At 70.3% G+C, this 24,022-nt stretch carries 28 protein-coding genes; 7 read left to right on the plus strand and 21 right to left on the minus strand.

The window, feature by feature from the left end:
- The first annotated feature begins 13 nt into the window (after positions 1-13).
- Complete coding sequence (locus CLV68_RS16220; RefSeq protein WP_121391583.1) at positions 14-724, plus strand: response regulator transcription factor; 711 nt, start codon at positions 14-16, stop codon at positions 722-724.
- 10 nt (positions 725-734) lie between these two features.
- Positions 735-1,835 (plus strand): sensor histidine kinase, encoded by a 1,101-nt coding sequence (locus CLV68_RS16225; protein ID WP_281274669.1) that lies wholly within the window; start codon positions 735-737, stop codon positions 1,833-1,835.
- A 50-nt stretch (positions 1,836-1,885) separates the two neighbouring features.
- Here CLV68_RS16225 and CLV68_RS16230 read toward each other — a convergent pair whose 3' ends face one another.
- The 4 genes from CLV68_RS16230 to CLV68_RS16245 form a co-directional block, all read right to left on the minus strand.
- Complete coding sequence (locus CLV68_RS16230; protein ID WP_121391587.1) at positions 1,886-2,623, minus strand: SAM-dependent methyltransferase; 738 nt, start codon at positions 2,621-2,623, stop codon at positions 1,886-1,888.
- A 153-nt stretch (positions 2,624-2,776) separates the two neighbouring features.
- Positions 2,777-3,385, minus strand: a complete 609-nt coding sequence (vanX, locus tag CLV68_RS16235) for a D-Ala-D-Ala dipeptidase VanX (protein ID WP_121391588.1) — start codon at positions 3,383-3,385, stop codon at positions 2,777-2,779.
- Complete coding sequence (vanA, locus tag CLV68_RS16240; RefSeq protein ID WP_121391590.1) at positions 3,382-4,419, minus strand: D-alanine--(R)-lactate ligase; 1,038 nt, start codon at positions 4,417-4,419, stop codon at positions 3,382-3,384. Before vanA ends, vanX begins: the two co-directional genes overlap by 4 nt.
- Positions 4,412-5,419, minus strand: a complete 1,008-nt coding sequence (locus tag CLV68_RS16245; protein WP_121391592.1) for a D-isomer specific 2-hydroxyacid dehydrogenase family protein — start codon at positions 5,417-5,419, stop codon at positions 4,412-4,414. The genes vanA and CLV68_RS16245 overlap by 8 nt, the downstream gene beginning before the upstream one ends.
- Before the next feature lie 336 nt (positions 5,420-5,755).
- Here CLV68_RS16245 and CLV68_RS16250 point away from each other — a divergent pair, with 336 nt between their 5' ends.
- Entirely contained in the window at positions 5,756-6,154 is a 399-nt protein-coding gene (locus tag CLV68_RS16250) for a hypothetical protein (protein WP_147460019.1), read from the plus strand.
- Positions 6,155-6,206: 52 nt separating this feature from the next.
- On the opposite strand, the gene CLV68_RS16255 is transcribed toward CLV68_RS16250, so the two are convergent.
- From CLV68_RS16255 to CLV68_RS16290, 7 genes are all read right to left on the minus strand, one after another.
- The gene (locus CLV68_RS16255) at positions 6,207-6,608 is read right to left on the minus strand and encodes a hypothetical protein (RefSeq protein ID WP_121391596.1); all 402 of its coding nucleotides are present in this window, start codon (positions 6,606-6,608) and stop codon (positions 6,207-6,209) included.
- Positions 6,609-6,725: 117 nt separating this feature from the next.
- Positions 6,726-7,376 (minus strand): hypothetical protein, encoded by a 651-nt coding sequence (locus tag CLV68_RS16260; RefSeq protein WP_121391597.1) that lies wholly within the window; start codon positions 7,374-7,376, stop codon positions 6,726-6,728.
- Positions 7,377-7,416: 40 nt separating this feature from the next.
- Positions 7,417-8,604: an outer membrane protein assembly factor BamB family protein gene (locus CLV68_RS16265; protein WP_170224397.1), complete on the minus strand. Its 1,188-nt coding sequence runs from the start codon at positions 8,602-8,604 to the stop codon at positions 7,417-7,419.
- Positions 8,605-8,783: 179 nt separating this feature from the next.
- Positions 8,784-9,653, minus strand: a complete 870-nt coding sequence (locus CLV68_RS16270) for a helix-turn-helix domain-containing GNAT family N-acetyltransferase (RefSeq protein ID WP_246009904.1) — start codon at positions 9,651-9,653, stop codon at positions 8,784-8,786.
- A gap of 409 nt (positions 9,654-10,062) precedes the next feature.
- Positions 10,063-10,458 (minus strand): arsenate reductase ArsC, encoded by a 396-nt coding sequence (locus CLV68_RS16280; protein ID WP_425454853.1) that lies wholly within the window; start codon positions 10,456-10,458, stop codon positions 10,063-10,065.
- Positions 10,455-11,141: an aquaporin gene (locus tag CLV68_RS16285; RefSeq protein WP_121391602.1), complete on the minus strand. Its 687-nt coding sequence runs from the start codon at positions 11,139-11,141 to the stop codon at positions 10,455-10,457. Before CLV68_RS16285 ends, CLV68_RS16280 begins: the two co-directional genes overlap by 4 nt.
- Complete coding sequence (locus tag CLV68_RS16290) at positions 11,138-11,818, minus strand: arsenate reductase/protein-tyrosine-phosphatase family protein (protein ID WP_121391604.1); 681 nt, start codon at positions 11,816-11,818, stop codon at positions 11,138-11,140. Before CLV68_RS16290 ends, CLV68_RS16285 begins: the two co-directional genes overlap by 4 nt.
- A gap of 148 nt (positions 11,819-11,966) precedes the next feature.
- Between CLV68_RS16290 and CLV68_RS16295 the strand changes: the two genes are divergently transcribed.
- Positions 11,967-12,938: a sugar ABC transporter substrate-binding protein gene (locus CLV68_RS16295; protein WP_170224398.1), complete on the plus strand. Its 972-nt coding sequence runs from the start codon at positions 11,967-11,969 to the stop codon at positions 12,936-12,938.
- A gap of 57 nt (positions 12,939-12,995) precedes the next feature.
- Positions 12,996-13,973, plus strand: coding sequence for a squalene cyclase (locus CLV68_RS16300; protein WP_246009905.1), 978 nt, complete (start codon positions 12,996-12,998; stop codon positions 13,971-13,973).
- 279 nt (positions 13,974-14,252) lie between these two features.
- On the opposite strand, the gene CLV68_RS16305 is transcribed toward CLV68_RS16300, so the two are convergent.
- The 5 genes from CLV68_RS16305 to CLV68_RS16325 all read right to left on the minus strand — a co-directional run bounded on the left by CLV68_RS16305 (position 14,253) and on the right by CLV68_RS16325 (position 18,219).
- Positions 14,253-15,467 (minus strand): RNA polymerase sigma factor, encoded by a 1,215-nt coding sequence (locus tag CLV68_RS16305; RefSeq protein ID WP_121391608.1) that lies wholly within the window; start codon positions 15,465-15,467, stop codon positions 14,253-14,255.
- Entirely contained in the window at positions 15,464-15,787 is a 324-nt protein-coding gene (locus tag CLV68_RS16310; protein ID WP_121391610.1) for a YciI family protein, read from the minus strand. The genes CLV68_RS16305 and CLV68_RS16310 overlap by 4 nt, the downstream gene beginning before the upstream one ends.
- A 53-nt stretch (positions 15,788-15,840) precedes the next feature.
- A complete protein-coding gene (locus tag CLV68_RS16315) occupies positions 15,841-16,446 on the minus strand; it encodes a dihydrofolate reductase family protein (RefSeq protein ID WP_121391612.1) in 606 nt (201 codons plus the stop codon).
- Between the two features lie 54 nt (positions 16,447-16,500).
- On the minus strand, positions 16,501-16,911 hold the full coding sequence (locus CLV68_RS16320) for an STAS domain-containing protein (RefSeq protein ID WP_170224399.1): 411 nt from the start codon (positions 16,909-16,911) through the stop codon (positions 16,501-16,503).
- Between the two features lie 78 nt (positions 16,912-16,989).
- Positions 16,990-18,219, minus strand: a complete 1,230-nt coding sequence (locus CLV68_RS16325) for a PP2C family protein-serine/threonine phosphatase (RefSeq protein WP_246009906.1) — start codon at positions 18,217-18,219, stop codon at positions 16,990-16,992.
- A gap of 106 nt (positions 18,220-18,325) precedes the next feature.
- Between CLV68_RS16325 and CLV68_RS16330 the strand changes: the two genes are divergently transcribed.
- Together CLV68_RS16330 and CLV68_RS16335 are read left to right on the plus strand one after the other, a co-directional pair.
- Complete coding sequence (locus tag CLV68_RS16330; RefSeq protein WP_170224400.1) at positions 18,326-18,727, plus strand: ATP-binding protein; 402 nt, start codon at positions 18,326-18,328, stop codon at positions 18,725-18,727.
- Positions 18,728-18,792: 65 nt separating this feature from the next.
- Complete coding sequence (locus CLV68_RS16335; RefSeq protein WP_170224401.1) at positions 18,793-19,230, plus strand: ATP-binding protein; 438 nt, start codon at positions 18,793-18,795, stop codon at positions 19,228-19,230.
- Positions 19,231-19,299: 69 nt separating this feature from the next.
- On the opposite strand, the gene CLV68_RS16340 is transcribed toward CLV68_RS16335, so the two are convergent.
- From CLV68_RS16340 to CLV68_RS16365, 5 genes are all read right to left on the minus strand, one after another.
- On the minus strand, positions 19,300-20,247 hold the full coding sequence (locus CLV68_RS16340) for an anti-sigma factor RsbA family regulatory protein (RefSeq protein ID WP_121391625.1): 948 nt from the start codon (positions 20,245-20,247) through the stop codon (positions 19,300-19,302).
- Entirely contained in the window at positions 20,244-21,089 is an 846-nt protein-coding gene (locus CLV68_RS16345; RefSeq protein ID WP_246009907.1) for an MEDS domain-containing protein, read from the minus strand. Before CLV68_RS16345 ends, CLV68_RS16340 begins: the two co-directional genes overlap by 4 nt.
- 31 nt (positions 21,090-21,120) lie before the next feature.
- A complete protein-coding gene (locus CLV68_RS16350) occupies positions 21,121-21,591 on the minus strand; it encodes a response regulator (protein ID WP_121391631.1) in 471 nt (156 codons plus the stop codon).
- Between the two features lie 441 nt (positions 21,592-22,032).
- Positions 22,033-22,842 carry a DUF3592 domain-containing protein gene (locus CLV68_RS16360; protein WP_121391634.1) on the minus strand — a complete coding sequence of 270 codons (810 nt, stop codon included), beginning with the start codon at positions 22,840-22,842 and terminating at the stop codon, positions 22,033-22,035.
- An 87-nt stretch (positions 22,843-22,929) separates the two neighbouring features.
- Entirely contained in the window at positions 22,930-23,739 is an 810-nt protein-coding gene (locus CLV68_RS16365) for a DUF3592 domain-containing protein (protein ID WP_170224402.1), read from the minus strand.
- Positions 23,740-24,022: the final 283 nt, after the last annotated feature.

A 24,022-nucleotide genomic window follows, 5' to 3' on the forward strand; every position in this document is an offset into this window, starting at 1 on the left:
GTAGCATCGGGACATGCGTGTGCTGGTCGTCGAGGACGAGCTCTACCTGGCGGAGGCCATCCGCGACGGACTACGCCTGGAGGCGATCGCCGCCGACATCGCCGGTGACGGCGACACCGCGCTGGAGCTGTTGAGCGTCAACGCTTACGACATCATCGTCCTCGACCGCGACATCCCCGGGCCCTCCGGTGACGAGATCGCCAAGAGCGTCGTCGCGTCCGGCAGCGGCATGCCGATCCTGATGCTCACCGCGGCCGACCGGCTCGACGACAAGGCCAGCGGGTTCGAACTCGGCGCCGACGACTACCTCACCAAACCGTTCGCCCTGCGGGAGTTGGTGCTGCGGCTCAGGGCACTCGACCGCAGGCGCGCGCACAACCGGCCACCGGTACGGGAGATCGCCGGTCTGCGGGTGGACCCGTTCCGCCGCGAGGTGTACCGGGACGGCCGCTACGTGGCGTTGACCCGCAAGCAGTTCGCGGTGCTGGAGGTCTTGGTCGCCGCTGAAGGGGGTGTGCTGAGCGCCGAGGAACTCCTGGAGCGGGCGTGGGACGAGAACGCGGACCCGTTCACCAACGCCGTGCGCATCACTGTCTCGGCGCTGCGCAAACGGCTCGGGGAACCGTGGATCATCGCGACCGTGGCGGGGGCGGGCTACCGCATCGATACGGCGTCGAGCCACGTCGACACCGCGTCCAGCCGCGGTGAAGGGGATCGTGGGTAGGGCGCCGGGGTTGAGCGTCCGCCTCAAGCTCACCCTCAGCTACGCCGGGTTCATCATGCTGGCCGGGGTCCTGCTGCTGGCCGTGGTGTGGGTGTTCCTGCTGCGCTACGTGCCCGAGGTGATCTACACCGCGCCGCGTGACGCGCCGGGGTGGCCGGGTCCGATGATCGTGCCCAACCGCTCGGACCTGCTGCGGGCCTTCGTGCCCAAGGCGGCGTTGATGCTGGCGTTCCTGCTGCTGTTCGGCCTGGCGGGCGGATGGGTCCTGGCGGGCAGCATGTTGGCGCCGTTGACCCGCATCACGAACGCCACCCGGCTGGCCGCTGGCGGGTCGCTGTCGCACCGGATCCAGTTGGAGGGCCGCGGCGACGAGTTCCGCGAACTCGCCGACGCGTTCGACACCATGCTCGCCCGACTGGAGGCGCACGACGCCGAGCAGCAGCGGTTCGCGGCCAACGCCTCCCACGAACTGCGCACCCCGCTGGCCATCACGCAGGCGCTGCTCGACGTCGCCCGCAACGACCTGGACCGCGACACCGGCGAACTCGTCGAGCGCCTGCACTTCGTGAACTCCCGGGCCATCGACCTCACCGAGGCGCTGCTCCTGCTCAGCCGCGCCAACCAGCGCTCCTTCGCCCGCGAACCCGTCGACCTGTCCCTGGCGGCGGAGGAAGCCACCGAGACCCTCCTGCCCCTGGCCGAGAAACGCGCCGTCACCCTGGAGACCTCCGGTGACGTGGCCCTGGCCGACGGCTCGCACGCACTCCTGCTGCAGCTGACCACGAACCTGGTGCACAACGCGATCGTCCACAACATCCCAACCCGCGGCACCGTCTGGGTCACCACCACCGCCTCCCCCGACACGGTCACCCTCACGGTCGAGAACACCGGCACTCCCCTCAACCCACGCCTGGTCACGACCCTCACCGAACCCTTCCAACGCGCCACCAGCCGCCTGCACACCGACCACGCAGGAGTGGGGCTGGGCCTGGCCATTGTCAAGAGCATCGCCCACGCGCACGACGGAACCCTCACGCTCGCCCCCCGCGCTGCCGGGGGCCTCCGCGCCACGGTCCGCCTACCTGCCGCACAACCACATCCCGGCAGGTAGTTCTTCGGTGGGGTGGCGCGAGATCCGGCAGGACCCCGCGCCACCCGACATCACCGCTGCATCAGGGCGAAGGCGCCCCAGCCCAGGTACTCGCGCTGGTACCGCACGTGGTCGCGTGGTGCCGTGCGCAACTCCGCACGCACCTCGGCCACCATCTCGTCCGCCGGGTTGGCGTCCGCCCACCGGCGCAGGTTCAGCCACTGCGCCGCCGCGTAGCGGTCCCAGCTGTCCTTGTCCGCCAGGACCATCTCGACCAGGTCGTAGCCGAGGTCGTCGTAGCGCTCGAGGAGTTCCGGCAGCGATCCGAACCCGTCCTCGCGCGTCACGTGGCAGGCGGCGACAGCCTCGTCCGGTGGCTCGCTGAGCCAGTAGGGCTCACCGATCACCATGAGCCCGCCTGGCTTGAGACTGCGATCCAGCAGGGCGATGGTGCCTTCGAGGCCACCACCGATCCAGGTGGCGCCGAGGCAGGAGACGAGGTCGACCCGTTCCCGGGCAACGTGCTGCGACGCGTCCCCGTGGTGGAAGGCGACGTCGACGCCCAGTTCGGTGGCCCGCGCCCGTGCCCTCTCGATGAACACGCTGCTCAGGTCGACCCCGGTGCCGATCAGACCGTGGTCACGGGCCCAGGTGCACAGCATCTCGCCGGTCCCGCAGGCCAGGTCCAGGGCGGTGGCGCCCGGCTCGATGCCCAGCGCACCACCCAGCGTGGCCAACTTGGTGGCGTCTATCGGGTTGTGGACGCGATGACTGCTCTCACGGATGGTGAAGATACGGGGAATGTCCACTTCGGCAGGTCCTGTCGTCAGGAGGAACGTTGGCAACTGGTACCGCCGACACGACCGCCACAGGTCACCCCTCACCACGACACAGGAATCCGCACGCTAGCGGCGATTCGACCCGGCTGTCCAGCGATTTGCTCCTGCCTCCGCGACGGGTCTTCACGTGATGGGGAAGTCGAAGTAGGTGTTCGGGTGGGGTTCGTCGGTGAGGGTGTAGTGCCACCACTCGAAGGCGTAGGGGGTGAAGCCTGCGGAGTGCATGATGGTGCGGAGGTGGTGGCGGTTCGTTGCCTCAAGGTGGGTGATGTCGGGGGCGGTGTGGTGGGAGATGGGGTCCATCAGGTCGTGGTGGCCGCCCATCGCGGCGAGTTCGCCGGTCGGCAGGTGGTAGAGGGTCAGGTCGACGGTGCTGCCCCGGGTGTGGGCGGACCTGGTTGCCACGTAGCCGTTCTCGAACATGTCGGGGCGGTCGATGTTCGGGTAGTGGCGCGGTTTGGTCCGGCCGTCCTCGGGCAGCGTCGACCAGAGCAGGAAGTTGTCCACGGCGCGTTGGGGGCGGTAGCCGTCCCAGAGCAGCAAGCCGAAGCCGAGGGACGCGGCCCTGTCCCGCGCGCTTTCCAGGGCCGCGCACAGGGCCACTGTGCCGACGATCCGGTTGGCGAGGTAGCCGTCGACGGGTTTGCCGGTGAAGTTGTCCCAGGTGGCGTACTTGGCGTCCCAGCGGAGGCCGGGGACGAGGTCGTCCACGTAGGCGAAACCGTCCCTCACTGGACCTTGCCCGTCAACGCCAGCGCCACGGTCCGGTCGATCACCCCGGCAAGCGACCACCCCGCAGCGGCCATCATCCTCGGGTACCGGCTGTAGGACGTCAGGCCGGGCAGGGTGTTGACCTCGTTGAGGACCACGGTTGCGGCACCGGTCAGGAACATGTCCACTCGCGACAGTCCACGGCATCCCAGTGCGCGGTACACGGTCTTCGCGGTCGCTTGGACGAGTGCGCGCGCCTCGGCCGGGATGTCCGCGGGAACGGTGATAGTCGAGTTCTCCGAGCCGCTCTCCGGGTCCGCTTCCTGGTGGATCTTGAAGAAGCCGTGGGAGAGGGCGATCTGGTCCACCTCGCCCGCCACCAGGTCCAGGTCGCTGCCCAGGATCGCGCACCCGACCTCGCTGCCGACGACAGCCTCCTCGATCAACACCTTCGAGTCGTACAGCCGCGCGGTCGCGACCGCGTCCGCCACCCCGTCCGCGCCGGAGACCTTGGTGACGCCGAAGGACGACCCCGAGCGGGCGGGCTTGACGAACACGGGATAGGGGAGCCGGGCGGGGTCGGGTTCCTCGTTCGCCGCGAGGGTCCAGAAGGTCGGCGTGGCGATTCCCGCGCTCCTGGCGACGGTGTAGGTGAGGGACTTGTCCATGCACAGCGCGGAACTCTGGACGTCACACCCGACGTAGGGGATGCCGGAGAGCTCCAGCAGACCCTGGATCGCACCGTCCTCGCCGAGTGTGCCGTGCAGGACGGGCAACACGACATCGAGGCCGATCTCCGCGTACCGGCCCTGGTCGAGGACAAGCAGTCCGCGGACGTTGCGGTCCGGGGAGAGCATCGCCGGACGGCCGTCGTCCTCCCACCCCGTTTCGGGGCCCGCGCAGAGTGTCCAGGCGCCCTGCTCGGTGATCCCGATCCAGAACGGCTCGTACCGGTCGGGGTCGAGGTTGGCGGCGACCTCGCGCGCGGATTTGACGGAGACGGGGTGCTCCTCGCAAGCGCCTCCGAAGATGATCCCGATTCTCACCCTAGCCATGCTGTTCCCCGCTTTCGAAGTCCACGCAGTTGAGGAGGCTGTTCTCGACCATGTCGCCCAGGGCGCGGTCGGTGTAGTAGGCGGTGTGCGGGCTGATCAGCACGTTCGGCAGCCCGTGCAGCCGCAGGAGCGCCTTGTTCCCGATCGGCCGGGTTCGGCAGTCGGCGTAGAAGATCCCTTCCTCGCCTTCCACGACGTCCAGGGCCGCGCCGCCCAACTTCCCGCTCTCCAGCGCCGCGACGAGGGCCTCTGTGTCCACAAGCGACCCGCGGCCGGTGTTGACGAGGACCGCGCCCTGCTTCATCCGCGCGATACGGCACTGATCCATGAGGTGGTGGGTGTCCGCGTTGAGCGGGGTGTGGAGTGTGACGACGTCGCTCAGCCGCAGCAGTTCGTCGAGCGGCACACGGTCGGCCGTGGGGAATCGGTCGTGGGCGACTATGCGGCAGCCGAAGCCGCGCAACCTGTCCGCGACCGCCGAGCCGATGCGCCCGGTGCCGACCACGCCGATGGTCAGGTCGCGGAGTTCTTTTCCTCGCGCGCCGGTCAGCCGGTAGTCGTGGACGTCCACGCGCCTGACGGTGGCCCGCGCGTTTCGCACCGCCATGAGCATCAGCATCACCGTGTAGTCGGCCACTCCGTCCGGTGAATAGGTGACGTTCTCCACCGTGATTCCGACGCTCGCGGCGTACTCCACGTCGATGTGGTCGTACCCGATGCTGCGCGTGGACACATACACCACGCCTGCCCGGCTGAGGGCGAGAATGACGGGATTGGGGATTCGGGTCTTGTGGTCGACGCTGACGCACCGGTTTCCGATTGCCAGTTCGACGGACGCCCCGGACACCGCCGCCTCGGTGATGGTCGGCTCGACACCCAGGCGGGGCGCCACCGCGCGGAACAGGGCGGCCTCGTCCTGCGCACAGCCGTAGACCGTGATTCCCAGCTTCGGCGATACCGGCGACCGGCCTGCCGTTCGTGCTGGGTCGCTGTAGCTCATGCGCCCAGTCAAGGCGGAACGGCGTTGCGGGCCCGTATACGATTCCCGATACGCGGCCGACACATCGGCACGGTTGTCTCGACGCGCGAGTGATGTTTGACCAGCGGCAAACACTGTTGACGGTGGAGATAACTCCTCGCGGTCACCAACGCGCAGAATCTGACCGGCGCGAGTGGTCGTACTTCCTTGAGTAGATCAAGTGCGCCCGGAAAGAGTAGAGACGCTCCCCGACCGCGGGGATACGCTCATCGGGGCGCCGAATTCGGCGCGAGGCGGGTTGGGGATTCCGGTTGGGCGTTCGACGCCCGGCCGCCCCGCATCGAAAGGCGTGGAATCGTGTCCATTATGCGAAAGATCGCGGCGAGCGCGTGCGCCGTGTTGTCCGTGGCGGCGATCTCGGTCATCGGCGCGCCGAACGCGAGCGCCACCACCACCGAGCGGACGAACCGCTGCGTGAAGGTGTCGGTCGACTACACCCGCACGGGCCCGGTCAGCTGGTACGTGAACTCGGCGACCGTGGGCAACAACTGCTCCCCGTTCTACGGCCACTTCCAGCTGTACGGCCCCACCTTCAACAGCACCAACCAGGACGCCCCCGCCGCCGTCGGCTTCACCGTCACCCTCAACCAGAACTGGGGCAGCAACACCACCCCCTCGGTCTGCGGCATCGCCTGGCACAAGATCACCCCCACCTACTGGGCCGACTACGGCTACGTCTGCGTCCCCCTCGACTGACCCGATCGTGGGCCGGGTGCGAGACCCGGCCCATCCGGGCTCGGTCGGGTCCTCAGTCGAGCAGCACCACGAAGGCCAGTGTCGTGCCGGTGACCGTGTAGTGCGCGGTCTTGCCGTTCTTGCAGTAGCGCACCTTCGGACCGCTCTTGCGCAGCCCGGCCAGTGCCTGCACCCTGGGCCAGATCTTGTGCCCCTTGCCCACCTTGTACTTGGCGAAGTCGGTGGTGTGCGACCCGAACAGGTACGCGCCGCTGGACTTGGTGGTCCCCGCGTGGGTCGTCTGCCCGTACCGGCCTTCGAAGAACATGAAGAACGACGCGCTGTTGTAGACCTCGATCTTCTGAAAGCACTCGTAGCGCTCGTCCGCGGCCTCGGCGCTCGCCTCGACCGCTGACCCTGTCACCAGCACGCAGACGAGCGCCACGACGCCGACTGCCTTCCTCGCGAACAGCACCAGACAACCTCCAGTACCGGGTGCATCCACAGTGGTCCGTGCGCCACGCTACTGCGGTAGCCCCCACCATCCACCGAAAGTCCACCGTCAGGGTGACCGGTGCTCGGGGTGTGCGGTCTACGGGCCGGTGTAGCGGAGGACGGGTCGGCCGTCTGCTCTGGCTGGGGTGAGGTGGTGGTGGATGTCGATGAGGTCGGTCAGGTGGTGGTGGGCTTGGTCCGGGGTCATCTCGGCGGGGTAGGTGATGTGGGTGGGGACGCAGTCGTGGAGTTCGGCTCGGAAGGCGTGGAGGTACTCGGTCTCGCCCGCGTAGGTCAGGGCTATGCGGGCGGTCCAGTCGATTCGGTGGTGGCCGTCGGGTTGGCGGGTGATGACAAAGGTGTGGTCGGCGCAGGTGTCGTGGCCGAGGAGGTGGAACTGGAAGGCGTGGCGGGCGTCGGGGGGTTCGGGGAGGGGGTCGAGGGTCAGGGTTCGGGGTTCGGTGGCGGTGAAGCTGAACGGCGAGCCGGGGGTGGCGGCGAGGAAAGCGTGCTGGTCCAGGGGTTCGATCAGGCAGCCCTCGTAGTTGGTCCACAGCTCGGGCGAGTCCCATTCCCTGGTGCGGTCCGGTGGTTCCTCCGGCATCCGCTCCGCGTCGTAGTCCTCGGTGATGAGGACCGGGTCGAACCACAGGTGGCCGTTGTCGTCCAGGCCCGCCGTCCACTCGAAGGTCGCTATGGCGTGGCCTTCGGGCCATGGGTTGTCCTGGAACCAGATTCGTCCGCGCACCGACCCACCCTAGCGACGCCACCGCCGCCGGGAGCCCGGTTCAGCCAAGGTAGCCAACGATTCTGGCGCCCTTGTCGTCGTTGACGTACGCGACGAAGCCGTTGTCGATGGGGTGCAGGTACGCCATGGTCAGGTCGCGGTCGCTGATCGACCACTGCACCTTGAGGTCCTGCACCCGTACTGCGGTAACGTCCATGAAGTCGCGCAGGTACATCAGGCCGCTCGCGGTCACGGCGCGATCCGCCGTCGGCACGGTCGTCGCGGGGACGACCGGGGTGCCGGTGCGGGGGTCGTAGACGATCATCTCCTGCTCGCGGGACGACACAGACTTGCGCACGACCACGCGCGGCACCCCGTCGACGTGCTCGACCACGCCGAGGCCCGGCGCCTCCCACAGCCGCTTGCCGGTGGCCTTGTCGACCGCGACGGTCTGCTTGTTGGTGGAGATGACGGAGGTGGTGTCGTCCACCGGAGACATCCAGGGTTCGGACATGCCGGGCAGCGCGATCCGCCACCGCTCGTCGCCGGTGGCCAATTCGTGGACGACACCGCCGCCGTTGCCGGTCAGGAAAACCAGGTCGTCCATGACGTTCACCGCGGCGGGACCGGACGCGTGCGCGGACCACCGGGGCTTGCCGGTCACACGGTCCAGGAACGACACGGTGCTCGCGTCGTAGACCTGCACCGCCTCCTCGTAGGCGAAGGCCGCCAGGGAGCTGGTCCAGCGCTGGACGCCGGTGGCCCGGTCGAGGGCGTGGACCTCGCGGGCGAACTCGACCATCAGCAGGTCACCGCGCGCCTCCACGCCGCGAATCGCCTCGGTGCCCTGGTTGCGCCACACCTCGTGCCCATCGGCGGGATCGAGGACGACGGCGAACGGACTGTCACCCGAGTCGCCACCGCGCAGGACGAAGAGCCCGCCGCCGCCGGACACCCGGGTCTTCGGCGGCGCTCCGGGGACGGTGACTTCCCACATGGCCTTCCCGGTGGCCGGGTCGATCCGCCGCACCTGTCCACCAGCGGAGACGACGATGACCCCGCCCTCGACCGAGTAGCTGTCGCCGTTGATCTCCCACCGTCTGCTCGGAGCCGTGCGGGCGGGCACGGTCGACCGCGTCCACCCGGTCTCCTGCGCCCACTCGTCAGTCGCCACCAACGCGGGCAGGACCGTCGCGGACGGCGGCGCGTCGGTCGACGAGCACCCGGCCATGATGAAGGCAACCAGCACCAGCGGAAGTCGACGCATACCCGGTGCGACGACGTCCGCACCCCGGCGCGTTCCCCCGGGTGTGGATGATCACCAACTCGGCCGAACGCCGCCGCGGTGCGGAGTCATCCCGCGCAAGGAGGCGATCCCGCTGTGCGCCAACCGAAGCCTGGTCACCGCACGCGACAAGGCTGATGGGCTTAATCGGGCTGGTCCGGGGATCGGCGTTCGAGGAGGGCTGTGTTGCGCCAGGTGCCGTGGTGTCGGGCTATGCGTTCGCGGATGCCCACGGTGCGGAAGCCCGCGGCGTGGTGCAGGGCGATGCTGGTGCGGTTCTCGGGGAAGATGGCGGTTTGCAGCGTCCACAGGCCCGCGGCGTCGGCGGCGGTGGTCTGGTGGTGGAGAAGTGTTTTGCCTACGCCCCGGCCGCGGTGGAGTTCGCTGACGTAGACGGAGGTCTCGGCGACTCCGGAGTAACAGGCGCGGGTGGAGACGAGTGTGGCGGCGGCCCATCCTGCGACGGTGCCGTCGATCTCGGCTATCCAGCGGTGGTCGGGGAGCCACTTGGTGTCGAGGGTGCGTCGGGTGGGGGTCTCGGTTTCGAAGGTGGCGTTGCCGGTGGCGATACCCTCGGCGTAGACGCGGCGGACCTCGGGCCAGTCGGCGTCGGTCATCGGGCGGACGGTGACGTCGGCGGGCAGGTCCGGCGGGCAGCAGGGGCTGGTGACGATGGTGCCCATGACGGCGTCGGCGGCGTGCGGGAGGCCGGTGCAGCAGGCCGGGTTGATCGACACCAGGGTGGCGGTGCCTTCCCGGCGGAGGCGGAGGAAGCCCGCGTCGGCGAGTTTGCGGACGTGGTGGGAGCAGGTGGGCTGGGTGACCCCGACCGCCTCCGCGAGCGCGCCGACCGTGATCTCACCAGACGCGCCGGCGGCGACAGTGCTGGTAGCGACGGCGGTGTGAGTGCCTGCGACGGCGACGGCGTGCAGGAGCCGGACCCGGGTTGTGTCGGCGAGGCAGGCGAACCAGCCGGCGTAGGTGTCGGCGTCCTGCTCGGGGAGATGGGTCACCAGCTCAGTGTATAGACACTCATCGATGGTTACCTCCATAGATGAGTGTCTATACAGTCCGTGGCGGCAGCCGGAGGGTTACCCGACCGGGGCGGAGTGGGCAAGCGGATAGCGGTCGCGGGCAGTGGACACTCCGCTTTGACCGCCCTGATAGCGCTAACCGACCTGCACCCGAGCACGCACGTCACATGGCTGTTGCGTCGCGGAACGACCGGCGCGGTGTTGGGCGGTGGCGCTGCCGGATCTGTCGTGGCTCTCAGAGGTACGCCTAGAGCTGGATCCGGTGTTGCAGGCGCCGCCAAGGCCAGGCCCGCTCGTCAACTCTAAGGTCCACTCCTGCGGCGCCGGCTACCTGCACGACGTCGAGTTGGCCTTGCCGGGGATAGGTGTGTCAGGAGACGCTGCCTGCCTAGCTGATGAAGTTGGCGATCAGAGCTTCGACCAGTGCCTTGATCTCGTCGCGGATCGGGCGGACGGCGGTGATGCCCTGGCCTGCGGGGTCGGGGAGCGCCCAGTCCAGGTAGCGCTTGCCGGGGAAGATGGGGCAGGCGTCGCCGCAGCCCATGGTGATGCAGATGTCGGCGGCCTCGACGGCGTCGTACGTGAGGAGTCTGGGGGTTTCGGCGGAGAGGTCGATGCCGACCTCGCGCATGGCCTCGATGACGGCGGGGTTGACCTGGTCGGCGGGGGTGGAGCCCGCGGAGCGGACCTCGACCCGGTCGCCCGCGAGGTGTGACAGCCAGGCGGCGGCCATCTGGGAGCGGCCCGCGTTGTGCACGCAGACGAACAACACCGAGGGCTTCACGCGGTCATCTCCTCGTGGCGTACGGCCGGGTAGAGCAGGCGGATCAGCGGCAGGGCGATCGCCGCGGCGGCGAACTGCGCCACGATGTAGAGCGGAGCGGAGGACGGGGCGATGCCCGCGAAGCTGTCGCTGAACACGCGGCCGAGGGTGATGGCGGGGTTGGCGAAGCTGGTCGAACTGGTGAACCAGTAGGCGGCACCGATGTACGCGCCCACCGCGGCCGCGGCCTTCTCGCCACGGCCGGTGCGGGTCAGGGAGAAGATCACCAGCAGCAGGCCGAGGGTCGCGACGACCTCGGAGAGCCCGTGCGGCCAGGTGGCGCGGTCGGTGGTGGAGATGCTGACCGGCGCCGAGTCGAACAGGACGTTGGCCACGATCGCACCGGTCACGCATCCGACCACTTGGGTGGGTGCGTAGAGCACGAAACGGCGCCAGGAAAGCCCTCCGAGCGCAGCGTCCACAAGGGACACAACGGGGTTGAAGTGCGCACCGCTGACCGGACCGAAGACCAGGATCAGCGCGAACAACCCCACGGCGCTCGCGGCGGCGTTCTCCAGCAACTGCAAGCCGCCGTCGTCAGGCGAGAGCCGTTGGGCGGCGATACCCGAACCGATCACCAGCGCGGCGAGCAGCAGACTGCCCACGAACTCCGCGACCAGCGCGTGCGCAGGCGGCCGCGTCATCGTGGACCTGCGTGGACGGCCGGGGCGAGGCGGGAGATGCGGGCGGAGAGGTCTTGGTAGGTGGTGGTGAAGGCTTCCGGGGTGTTCACGGCGGCCGGGTCGGGGATGGACCAGTGGAGTCGGTCGGTGGCGGGAAGTTCTTCGTGGGCGTTGTCGCATACCGCTACCACGAGGTCGTCCGGCCGCACGACGTCGTCGATGTGGTGCGGGCGGGCTCGGGCGAGGGACAAGCCGTGGGCCTTGGCCGCCGCGACCGCCAAGGGGTGCACCTTGGCCGCCGGGTGGGTACCGGCCGACGCGGTGGGCAGGCTGCTGCGCTTGGTCCACAGTGCCGCCGCCAACTGCGAACGGGCCGAGTTGTGGGTGCACACGAACACCACCCGCCGCGCCTGCCGCGTCCCGGATGGCACCAGCCCCGCCAAGGCCGCCGGGCGGAGCCGCAGGTACAGGCGGCGGGCGTCACCCTCGGACCGCGACCGCTCGACGAGACCCGCTTGGGCGAGCAGCTTCACGTGGTGGGTCACCAGGTTGCTGGCCAGCCCCAACTCCCGCCCCACCTCACTCGGCGACGCGTCACCCAGCAGCAGCCGATCCACGATCGCCAACCGCGCGGGCTCCCCCAGCGCCGCGTGCACCGCCGCGCGCGCCACCAGCTCCGAAGACCACTCAGCGTCCATTGACTCAATGTTCGTTGAGCTATTGACCGGTGTCAAGTGCGGTCAACACCTGGGCTCCCGAACGACGGGGCAACCTGACCCCGCACACTCACCGCCCGACGAGCGCGATCGGGGCCCCACGGGACCCCCGGGCCGGCAGGATGGGGCGATGACGCAGGTCTTCCTCGTGGTGTCGGCGTTCGAGCAGAAGTACTGGCTCAACGAGTTCATCGGGCACGTGCTCGAGGCATTCGACCACGCGCAGACCGACGTCGTGCTCAAGCGTCCGCGCCGCAACTACGATCGGCGTGGGATGGTCCACCACCTGCGTCGACTGGTGGCGAGGGGGGCGGATTACTCCGGTGGGCTCATCATGCCGATAGACCCGGCACAGCTGCGAGAAGACCTCGTCGAGTTCTGTGCCGAGATCCCCGGGCCGGTGGTGTTCCTGGACCTGGAGCCGTTCGAGAGCGAGGCCGACTACCCGCCGAACACGGCTTTCATCGGCTATCCGTCCTGGCAGATCGGCGAGGCGGCGGCTCGGTGGCTTGCAGGCGCCCTGGCCAGGCGGGACCCGGCGGTGTTCGTCGCGGCGAGCCGTGAGCACTCCGACAGGCAGGACGGGTTCGTCGCGGCGCTGCGGGCCATCTCGCCCGAGGCGAGCGTGGTGGTGGACGACTCCTGCGACTACCTGAGATCCGCCGCGCTGGACGCGGTCCGGGCTCGGCTGCTGGGTGGCCACCGCCTGGACGCGGTGTTCTGCACCAATGACGAGATGGCCCTGGGCGCCGTCGAGGCACTGCGCTGGCAGGGGGTGACCGGCACGGTGGTCGTCGGCGTGGACGGGGCCGCCGAGGCGCGGGCGCACATCGACACCGGCACCGGGCCGCTGCGGGCGACCGTGGTCCAGGACGGCTACGAGATCGCCGCGGGGGCGGTCGACCTCCTGCACCGGTTGCGCACCGGCCGACCGGCACCGAAGCGGACACTGCTCGTGCCGCGGATGTACGCCAACCGCACTCGCGAGTCGACCCACCCCTCCTCCGGCCCTCAGATCCACAACGAGATGCGCGACGTCGGCGCGGGTGCCACCCTCGGTTACGCCCAGAACGTCTGGATCACCAACCAGGTCTCGGACTGAGCGTGGTTCGGGTGGGTAGCGCTTGACAGGTCCACAGTGGTTAGTCATGGTCGGGGTGTGGAATCTACTGACGGGCAGTCCATTGTGGGCAGTGAGGTGGGCGCGTGGCTTCGCGAGTCGGATGTGGCGTTGCGGTGGCAGGTGGAGCGGGATCTGCTGGGAGAGCCGTGGGAGGGGACTCGGGGGCGGGTTGGGGTGGAGGGGTTCGGGGCGCGGTTGTTGGCGCTTCAGGGGGTTGATGGGCAGTGGGCGGGTGGGGCGTACTTCCCGGCGGACTTCCGAGGTGGGGACGGGCAGCCGTGGACGGCTACTACGTGGGCGTTGCGGGAGTTGCGGGAGTGGGGGCTTGACCCGGGGGTGCTGCGGGAACGGCGGACGGGTGAGTTGCTCGCCGCGAACTGCCGGTGGGAGTACGACGACCTGCCGTACTGGGGTGGGGAGGTCGACTGCTGCATCAACGCCATGACGGTCGCCAGCGGGGTGTGGCTCGGGGTCGACGTCAGCGGGATCGTCGAGTGGTTCCTCGAGCACCGGATGGCCGACGGCGGGTGGAACTGCGAGTGGGTCGCGGGGTCGACGCGGTCGTCGTACCACTCGACGGTGAACTCGCTGGACGGGTTGCTCGCCTACGACATCGCCACCGGGGGCACGGAGGCGACGCGGGCGGCTCGGCGCTCGGGTGAGGAGTACCTGCTGGAGCGCGGCTTGTTCCGGCGGCTCGCCACGGGGGAACCGGTGGCGCCGTGGGTGGATCGCTTCGCGTACCCGTTCCGGTGGTCGTACGACGTCCTGCGCGCGGCCGACTACTTCCGCCAAGCCGCCGACCACGACGGCACACCACCGGATCCCCGCATGGCCGACGCGATCGACCTGATCCGCGCCGCCCGGCAACCGGACGGGACCTGGCTCCAGGCGGGCCGACACCCGGGGCGGGTGTGGCTCGAGGTCGACGTCCCGGCTGGGGAGCCGTCGAAGTGGCTGACGCTGTTCGGGACGCGGGTGCTGCACTGGTGGGACAGCGCGCAGCAGGCATGAAAGCCAGGTCAGCACGGCAAGGAGACCATCAGGCGCGGGTGTCACTGGTCAAGTCGGTCGCGGTGCAGGCGGTTGCCGCAACATGCCCCACCGCAACCGCTTCGCGCGCGCACGCCAGTCCTGCCCCAGCCCCCACCCTCTCCGGGGGGCGTCCCAGTGCCAGTCTATCGGTACCCCCCGACAGGCGATCTTGAAACCACCCCTCCGAAGATCCACATGTGGATAACTTCTGTCGCTGAACCGGGTGAATCCTCAAGCGCACCAAGGCGAAGGTGCGAGTCATCGGTCGAGTTGGTCGCGGCGGTGGGTCAGGTATGTGGTTTCGGCGGTGTTGCCTGGTAGGGCGATGGCCTTGTCGTAGGCGGCGCGGGACTCCGAGAGGTGGCCGGAGCGGCGGAGGAGGTCGGCTTGGGTTGCGTGGTAGGGGCGGTAGTGGGACAGGGTGGGGGCCAGCGGGGCGATGGCGTCCAAGGCCGGTTCGGGGCCGTGGAGTTCAGCGATGGCTATGGCCCGGTTGAGGGTGATGATGGGTGACGGGTCAAGGCGCATCAACTGGTCGTAGAGGGCGATGACCTGGGACCAGTCGGTGGTGGCGAAGGTCGGCGCGGAGGTGTGGACGGCGTTGATGGCGGCGAGGAGTTGGTAGCGGCCGGGAGGAGCGCCGGAAGCCAGGCGTTCGCGGACCAGGTGGTGGCCCTCGGTGATCAGGCCGGAGTCCCAGGTGCGGCGGTCTTGCTGGTCCAGTGGCACGAGGTCACCACAAGCGGAGACCCGGGCGGGGCGGCGGGCCTCGATCAGCAGCATCAACGCGAGCAGCCCGGCCACCTCGCCGTCATCCGGCAGTAGCGCGCGAACCAGTCGGGTCAGCCGGATCGCCTCTGCGGTCAGGTCCTCGCGCACGGGACTGGACCCGCCTGCCAGGTAACCCTCGTTGAACACCAGGTACAGCACGGCGAGCACGCCCGACACCCGCGCTGGCAGGTCCTCTGTGGACGGCACCCGGTACGGGATGCGCGCCGCCTTGATCTTGGCCTTGGCGCGGGTGATCCGCTGGCCCATGGCGGTCTCCTGCACCAGGAAGGCGCGGGCGATCTCGGGCACCGTCAGGCCGCCGACCATGCGCAGCGTCAGCGCCACGCGGGCTTCCACGGCGAGCGCCGGGTGGCAGCAGGTGAACACCAGTCGGAGCCGGTCGTCGTCGATGGCGCCGAGGGGCGATGAGTCGTGCACCAGCAACGCCGCCCCCTCCTTGTCGTCGCGCTTGTTCTCGCGCCGGATCCGGTCGATGGCCTTGCGGTTGGCCGTGGTCGTCAGCCAGGCCCCGGGGTTGGGTGGCACGCCGTCCACCGGCCACCGCGCCACGGCGGTCGCGAACGCCTCGGCGGCGGCTTCCTCGGCGGTGTCGAGGTCGCCGAACCGCTTGGTCAGCGCGGCGACCACCCGTGCCCACTCGGCGCGGTGGGCCTGGGTGATCGCCTCCCGCGCCCCGCTCACCGGAACGGCCGGACCTCGACCTTGCGGTTGCAGTGCCTGGACCCCTCGGCCGCGATCCCGAGCGCGACGTCCGGATCGGCCGCCTCGATGATCCAGAAGCCGATGAGGAACTCCTTGGACTCCAGGAACGGCCCGTCGGTGAACAGCGGCTCGCCGCCGCGGTTGTCCACGACCGTAGACGCGCTCGGTTCCGCCAGGCCACCGGCGAACACCCAGCACCCCTGCGCCTGGAGCCCGCGGTTGAACGCGCTGATGGCAGCCATCTCCTCGGGTGTGCTGGGTTCGGCGTTGTCGGTGATCACCGATACCAGGTACTGCATCTCAGGTCCCGCCCGTCCACGTTCGACACTCGTCGTAGAAGCCTGTCACGCGCTCAGTCGGTCACATAGCGCGGGCGCCCGGCAAGCCGGTAGACCTGGGCCATGGCGCCGGTCGGGAAGACGCGCGAGTCGACCAACTCCAGTGCGATGTCGCGACCGGCGGCGGGGAACAGCCGGGTGCCCTCCCCCACGACGACCGGCATGACGATGAGGGAGAGCTCGTCGACCAGGTCGTTCTCCAGCAGCCACCGGGCCAGTACGCCGCTGCCGTGCACCTGCAGCTCGCCCGTTCCCCGGTCCTTCAGCTCCTTGACGGCCGTCGCGAGGTCGCCGGAGAGCACGGTCGTGTCGGCCCACCCCGGTTCGGTGACCGTGGTGGACGCGAGGTACTTGGGTCGGGTGTTGAAGGCGTCCGCGATGGGACCGCTGCCCGGCGCCATCGTCCCCCAGTAGCCCGCGAACAGCTCGTAGGTGCGCCTGCCGAACAGGAACGCGTCGGCGCGCCGGCAGATCGATGCGACGTACGCCGAGCCCTCGGGGCTGAACAGCGGCCTGGCCCAGCCGCCGCGCTCGAACCCGGGGTCCAGGTCCGGGTGCCGCCCGCCGTTGCCCTGCATCACACCGTCGACGGAGACCTGGGTGGTGATCGTCAGCTTCATGCTCGGGGTTCCCTACTCCCGTGAGCCGCCACTGTCGGCAGCCCCTCACCCCTGCTACGAACGGGTCCGGCTCGATCCGACAACCCCGTCAGACTTTTTTCCGAGCGCGTGCTCGACGGAGTCGGCGACGGTCAGCACCTCGTGCAGGCCGGTGACGGTGAGCGCGCGCATGACCAGCGAGTCCGCCTCGGCGACGACCACCGACTCGACCGACGACCGGCTGGTCTGGCGGTGGGCCCGCACCAGCGCCGCGAGCCCGGCCGAGCCGAGGAACCCGGTGCCGGTGAGGTCGATGACCAGGGTGGTCAGACCACGACCGACGACGTCGGCGACGGCCGCGGTCAGGGCGTCGTGGAACGCGTCCGCCGTGGCGAGGTCGATCTCGCCGCCGACCCGCAGCACGACGGCCCGCCCGGCCCCGGCGAGCTCCTGGGTGGTGACGATCTCGGTTCCGCGTACGGTCACACCCCAAGACAAGCACGCGGGTCACCCGTTCGCTTGACGAAACGTGAATAGGTGCCCTCGGGTCTGCATAACCGCTGGTCAGGTGGTCGCGAGGCCATCGCCGGGGGTCAGTCGGACCACGAGCAGGGCCACGTCGTCGCGGGCGGGCGCGGCGCCCAGGAGCGTCTCGGTGACCTGCGTGCAGATCGTGTTGGGGTCGTCGTGGGTGATGGCGTCGAGGAACTGCCGCAGGTACGGGTCGAGGAGGTGGCCGGGGCGTTCGACCAACCCGTCGGTGTAGAGGGCCAGGACCGAGCCGGGCGGCAGGTCGATCACGGTCTCGCGGCGCGGCCACGGCGGGGTGAGCCCGAGGCCGATCGGGATGTCGGGGGGCGCGGTGAGCAGCGTGGCGGCTTGCCCGGGGAGGGCGAGCGCGGGCGGTAGGTGCCCGGCCAGCGACAGGGTGAGCCGGGAGGTGGCGAGGTCGATGACCCCGTACGCGACGGTGGCCATGCTGCGCTGCTCGAAGTGGGACACCTTGGCGTGCAGGTTGGTCAGGACCTCGGCGGGGCTGCCGTAGATCAGCGCGTACGCGCGCAGGGCGCTGCGGAGCCTGCCCATGACGACCGCGGCGGCCAGGCCGTGGCCCGCGACGTCGCCGATGACCACGCCGAGGCGGTCGCCGGGGAGGGTGAACACGTCGTACCAGTCGCCGCCGACGGTCATGCCGGTGCCGGGGATGTAGCGGGCGGCGAAGCGCAGGCCGTCGATGGCGGGGAACCGGGTCGGCAGCAGGCTGCGCTGCAAGGCGGTGGCCGCGGCGCGTTCGGCACCGCTGACCTCGGCCTGGATGGTCAGCGCGACCCGGTCGGCGACGAGGTGCAGCAGCCGGGTGTCCTCCTCGGTGAACCGCCTCGGCGTCAGCGATCCGACGTGCAGCACGCCGACGAGGTCGTCGCCCGCGAGCATCGGGACGCCGAGCAGGGCGCGCAGCCCACGCCGCCACAGCAGCGGGCTCATGACGGTGGTGTGGTCGACGCGGTCGAGGACCACCGGCGACCTCGTCGCGCCGACCCTGCCGGTGAACCCCACCCCCAGCGGCACCGTCACCCCGTGGCCGACCTCGTCCATGCCGACCGATGCCTCCACCGTCAGCACCTCGGCCGCGGAGTCGTAGAGCAGCACGGAGGCCGTGTCGACCTCGAACAGCTGCTGGATCCTGACCAGCACCGCCCGCAGGAACTCGTCGAGCTTCATGTGCCGCAGCGCGACGTCGGTGACCGCTTCCAGCACGCTCACCCGGTCAACGGGCTCGGAGATCCCCGGCACGGCAGGCAGCATACTGGCTCGTCGCCCGGTGATCCGGATGACGAGCCCGCGCCCACCGGGTCGGCGCGTCAAGCGGGCGCGAGGCGCTACCGGCATGATGTGCACCGTGTCGTTGCGGATAGAGGCCACCGCCTGCGCCCAGGCCGTGTCCGAGATCCGGTCCGAGGTCCGCGCGTGGCTCACCGCCAGGCAGGTCGCGCGCGAGACGGCCGAGGAGATCCTGCTCGCGGTCAGCGAGGCGGTCACCAACAGCGTCGAGCACGCCTACCCGACCGGCCCGCCCGGCCTGGTGATCGTGACGGCCGAGGTCGTCGACCACGCGGTGTCGGTGGTGGTCACCGACCACGGCCACTGGCGCGAGCCGACCCCGCCGCAGGGCGCCGGGATCGCCATCCGCGGCCGGGGGCTCGGCATCCTGCGGGCACTCGCGGCCCGGCTGCACATCGACCACGGGACCCGCGCCGCACCGGGCACGACGGTGGCGGCGGAGTTCCGCGTCCCCGGCTGATCCCATCGGGCGGCGTGCGTGGCCGCGGTGCCGAGTGGGTACCACTACTGACAATGGATACCGCCATGCTCCGGATCGAGATCCTGGCCCGCGCCGAGGACGTGGCCGTCGTCCGCGCGGCCCTGCGAGCCTGGCTGACGGTGCGCCGGGTCGCCGCCGAGGTCGTGGACGCAGTGCTGATCGGCGTCGGCGAGGCAGTGGCCAACGCGGTGGAACACGCCTACCTCGGCACGGCCCCCGGCCCGGTGATCGTCTGCGCGCACGAGGTGAGCGGCTCGGCGGGCGCGCGAAACCTGCGCTTCACCGTCGCCGACCACGGACGCTGGCGCGAACCCGCGGAACCCCCCACCGAACGCCTCTCCGTCCGCGGCCGCGGCCTGTTCCTGCTGCGCGCCCTCTCGGACACGGTGCGCGTGGACCGTTCTACCGGCAAAACGGGCACGACGGTGGTGGCCGACTTCAGGACACCTGCCGAGCAGACCCACGTCGTCGACCACGCTTGATCGGCCCGGCAACGCGGATCTCGCACTCGGGAAGCGACTTCGCACAACGCGCGGCCGAACCCACCTCGCCTAGAGGCCGGCCGCCGCGTCTTGCGTTCGTGTGGGGATCTGCAGGTAGGCGCGGATCGTGGTGCCGTCCTCGGTGGTGTGGACTCGGACGAGGTGGGCCAGGTGGTGGACCAGCCACAGGCCGCGGCCGGAGGGTTGGCCGACGGTGAGGGGGGTGGTTCCGGCGAGGGGGTTGGTGAAGCGGCCGGGGTCGCTGACCGAGCAGAGGAGGAGGTCGTCCTCGGGCCAGAGGGCGATCTCGCAGTGGCCGCCGCCGTGGGTGAGGCTGTTGGTGGCCAGTTCGGTGACGATGATCTCCAGGTCGGCGCGGCCCGCGGTGTCGAGTCCGGCGTCGGCCGCGGCGCGGGTGATGGCGGTGCGGGCGGCGCGGACCCCCGCCGGGGTGGTCACCGTGAAGGTGGTGGCGTGGGCGGGGTGCGGGATCGGCAGGTTGTACTTGCTGATCGCCTGGTCCGGGGCGTAGTGGTCGCTGGCGTCGCGGCCCGTGGTCGACCAGATCTCCGGGTGGGTGACGCGGGCGTCGGCCAGGACGTGCGGGGGCAGGACCGTGCCGTCGTAGGGGCACAGGATGGTGGCGTGCCGGTCGGCGAAGGCGAGGTTGGTCAGCGCCTCGTGCCGGACGCACGCGGGGTAGTCGGCGCTGTCGCGGGCGCCCCAGACCGGCTCGCCGACGATGCGGACGTGCCGGTCGGGGTGCCGGTCGGCGAACTGGGTGAGCACGCCGGACAGGATCCGCCCGGGGTTCGCGCCCACGACCGCCATGTCCTGCAGGTACACCTCGCGCGCGGTGCCGCCGAGCGCGTCGCGCAGCAGGTCGAGCCTGGGGGTGGGGACGGCGGCGGCGACCGGGTCGCCCGCGGCGAGGCCGTCGGTGATGAACGGCACCAGCGCGGCGAGGTAGTCCTCGTCGGAGGTGTAGAACCAGGCGGGGTGGGAGAACCGGGTCATGCCGGTCGCTCCACGCGCACCGAGCGCAGCCCGAGCAGGTCGACGACGCGGGAGGGCCCCGACCTGGGGGTCAGCAGCACGAGGGTGGCGTCACCGGCGCGCTCGGCGAGGGTGATCAGCGCGCGGTGGTCGATGAACTCGAGGTCGGTGCAGTCGAGGGTGATGGTCCCGTCGACGACCGGGAGGTCGGCCCGGTCGAGTGCCGCGGCGAACAAGTCGGCGTTGGCCAGATCCAGCTCCCCGCCGATGGCCACCGCGCACCCCGGCAGCGGCGACCCGCACAGCCGGAAACCCGGGCGGTCGAGGTTGGTGAACGGGTGCATGACCGCGATCTGCGCGACGGCCGGTTCGCCGAGGACGGTGAGGTCGTAGCCGCACAGCGCGGCGAACGGCACATCGGGCATCCGGCGGTCCATGAGGTGCTCGTAGCGGGCGAACGCGTCGAACTGGCCCGCGGTGCCCACCAGCGGCGTCGCCTCCCCCACCACGCGCAGCCCGGTGAACCCGGCGGCGACGGCGTCCTGCGTGGCGGCGACGTACCAGTCGACCTGCGCCGCGGGGTCCACCGCCGCCTCGCCCGCGTAGGCCGCGTCGATGGCGGTGACCTGCAGGACCCCGTCGCGCACGGCTCGGTCCAGCCGCGGGTCGCGCCGCAACCTGGCGAGGGCCCGGGGGGCGTCCTGGCTGGTGACGACGTACTGGGGGCGCTGCCCGATGGCCAGGCCGTCCACGAGGAACCCACCGGCGTGGTCGCGGAAGTCGTCCGGGTCGCGGTAGCCCCAGCAGACGTGGTCGTGCACCCCGAGTCCGCGCACGTGGTCCAGGACCCCGGATGACCTCACCCGAGCAGAATACGCGGGCTGGGGCCGCAGGTCAGGACGGGAGGCGGACGGTGGCGCTGAAGAACTCGTCGACCTTGCCGACCGCGGTCATGAACTCGTCGAAGTCGACCGGCTTGGTCACGTAGGCGTTGGCGTGCAACGAGTAGCTGCTGACCACGTCGTCGTGCGCGGCGGAGGTGGTCAGGACGACCACGGGGATCGAGGCCAGCGCGGGGTCGGCCTTCACCTGGGCCAGGACCTCGCGACCGTCCATCCGGGGCATGTTGAGGTCGAGCAGCACCAGCCGGGGTCTCGGCGCGTCCTCGAACCCGCCCTCGCGCCGCAGGAACGCCACCGCGTCGGCGCCGTCGTTGACCACGTGCAGCCGGGTGCGCTGCCCGTGCTGCTCGAACGCCTCCCGGATCATCAGCACGTCACCCTCGTCGTCCTCCACCACCAGCACGTCGATCGGCGCGGGCGGCAGATCGGTCGAGTCGCCCCGCGCGGTGTTCTGGTCGGTCATGTGCACTCCCGGATCAGGACTCAGGACGACGAGTGGGCCGAATCGTGCCACGCCGGGTGATCACGTGGTCCGACCGCCGAGCCCGCGGGTCGCCGGTGGTACCCGGATCGAGACCAAGCGCACGGGGTGTCCTGGGCTCGGCTCACCTGTCGTGACGGGCCGGTGGTCTCCTGGAGGGCATGCGTGGCTCAGGTCGCGGGGTTGTTCCCCGGCGGGATGCGGGCGGACGGCTTGCCCGCGGCGCTGTCGGATCCGGGGCGGTTGGCGGCGGTCGCGGCCACCGGGCTGGTGGAGACCGCCGGTGAGGACGTGTTCGACGACCTCGCGCGGCTGGCCGCCGCGCTCACCGGTGTCGGGCGGGCCTTCGTGACCCTGCGGCGGCGTCCTGCTTGCCCGCCACCGGTGACACGGCTTCGCTCGTCCTGCGCGTCCCTGACTGAATCACCCGTCCTCGGTGAGGTGTTCCCACGCGGCGGCGAGGACCGGGCCGCTGAGGAACAGGACCGTTGTTCGCGCACCAGAGCCCGCTATCAGCACTGGGCCGTACTGGTGCGAGACGGGAATGGCGAGGCTCACCGGACGGGCGAGGGTGAGCGTGGTGGTGGCGCCGTCGTCGAACGTGATGGTGATGTCGTTCGGCTTCTCGACGACCGATCGGCTGCGCCCGGTGCGCCAGCCGGTCCTCGCCGGGCCGAGGCGGATCGACCAGCGGACGGTGCCGACGAGGGAGCCGAAGCCGAAGCCCGCGAACGCGAGGAACAGCGGGATGCCCAGCCAGAGGTTCCAGGCGGGGAAGTCGTAGGGCGCGTCGGCCACCGCGGAGTCGTCGGGGTCATCCGGGTCGTGGACGACCTCGATCTTGACGCCCTCGGCGACGGCCCGGTCGACGGGGACGTAGTAGGTCTCGACGAAGGTCTCGCCGCGCACCGCGTAGCGGACGTCCATAGTCGGATTGGACGCCCTGTCCCCCTTGCTGTTCACGTCGTCGATCGACAGTACCGTGCCCTCCACGCGCGCGCCCTCGCGTTGCAGCGACTCGTGGTGAACACTGGGCAGCCACGCGATCAGCACGACGCAACCCGCGCAGACCAGTGCGATGACCCCGCTGACCAGGGCGCGTCGCAACAACCTGCCGACTCCCCAGGTCGCGGTACCGCCATCGACGGCAGCCCCCTCACCCGGTTCCCCGAGGTCGTCGCACCCCTGCAACAACAACGGCGCCAGTGACAACCGGCGAATCGGCCCGACCAACGCGTTTCCCCTTTCCCACCGGTGGTTGCGCGCATCCTGCCACGGGCGGTGAGATGATCACCGGTGTTTCCGTTGCCCACTACGGGGTCACCTGGTCGAGGCGGAACGCTCTCGGGCGGCGGCGAGGACGGGACCGCTGGTGAACAGGATGGTGGTTCGCGCGCCCGCGCCCGCGACCAGTACCGGGCTGTCCCGGTGGGGGATGGGGATGGTCAGGTTCACGGGTCGGGTGAGGGTCAGGATCGAGGTGGTGCCGTCCTCGAAGATGACGGCGATGACGCGGGGTTGCCCGATGACCGGGTGGCTGTGGCCGGGTCGCCAACCGGTCCTGGCCGGGCCGAGGCGGATCGACCAGCGGGTGGTGCCGACCACGGCGCCGAAGGCGAGCATGGCGAAACCCAGGAACAGCACGACGGCGAACCAGACGAACCACGCCGGGCCCTCGAAGGGCTCCCCGGCCACAGCGGAGTCCGCGGGGTCGTCGGGGTCGTGAACGAGTGAGATCACGCGGTCCTTGACGGCGACCTGGGTGCTCGGGCTGTCGTAGGTCTCGGTGAAGGTCTCGCCGCGCACCGTGTAGCGCACCTCGATGGTCGGGCGGGGCTCACCCCTTCTGCTGAAGCCCGGGTCGTGCACCGCCACCACGGTGCCCTCGACGCGGGCCCCTTCGCGTTGCAGCGACTCGTGGTGGGCCTCGAGCAGCAGCCGGACCAGCACGATGAGACCGGCGCACACCAGCGCGGCCACCCCGCAGAGCACCGCGCGCCGGAGCAGCCGGGCCACGCCTCGGGTCGCCGTGCCGTCGTCGACGGTCACGTCCTTCTTCGGCAGGCCCAGGTCGTCCTGCCCGCGCACCACCACCGACCGCAACGACAGCCGACGAATCCGCTCTGCCACGACGATTCCCCTCCCCGGCAACGGTTGCGCGCACCGTGCCACAGGCGCCGCCCGCCCACCAGGTGATCATCAGCAGGTTCCACCACGCGCACACCCGGATACGCCGATCGCCCGCCAGGTCACGCCCGAATGGTCCGGACCACGGCGGAAGCGGATCACGGGACGTCGAACAGCCGCTGAACCACCGATGACACCCCGTCCATCCGCGCGGCGGCGAGGATGGGGGCCCCGGTGAACAGGACCGTCGTCCGGGTGCCGAACCCGCGACGAGTTGTTCGCCACA

This window comes from Actinokineospora cianjurensis (genome assembly GCF_003663795.1).
In the GTDB taxonomy this organism is placed as follows: Bacteria; Actinomycetota; Actinomycetes; order Mycobacteriales; family Pseudonocardiaceae; genus Actinokineospora; species Actinokineospora terrae.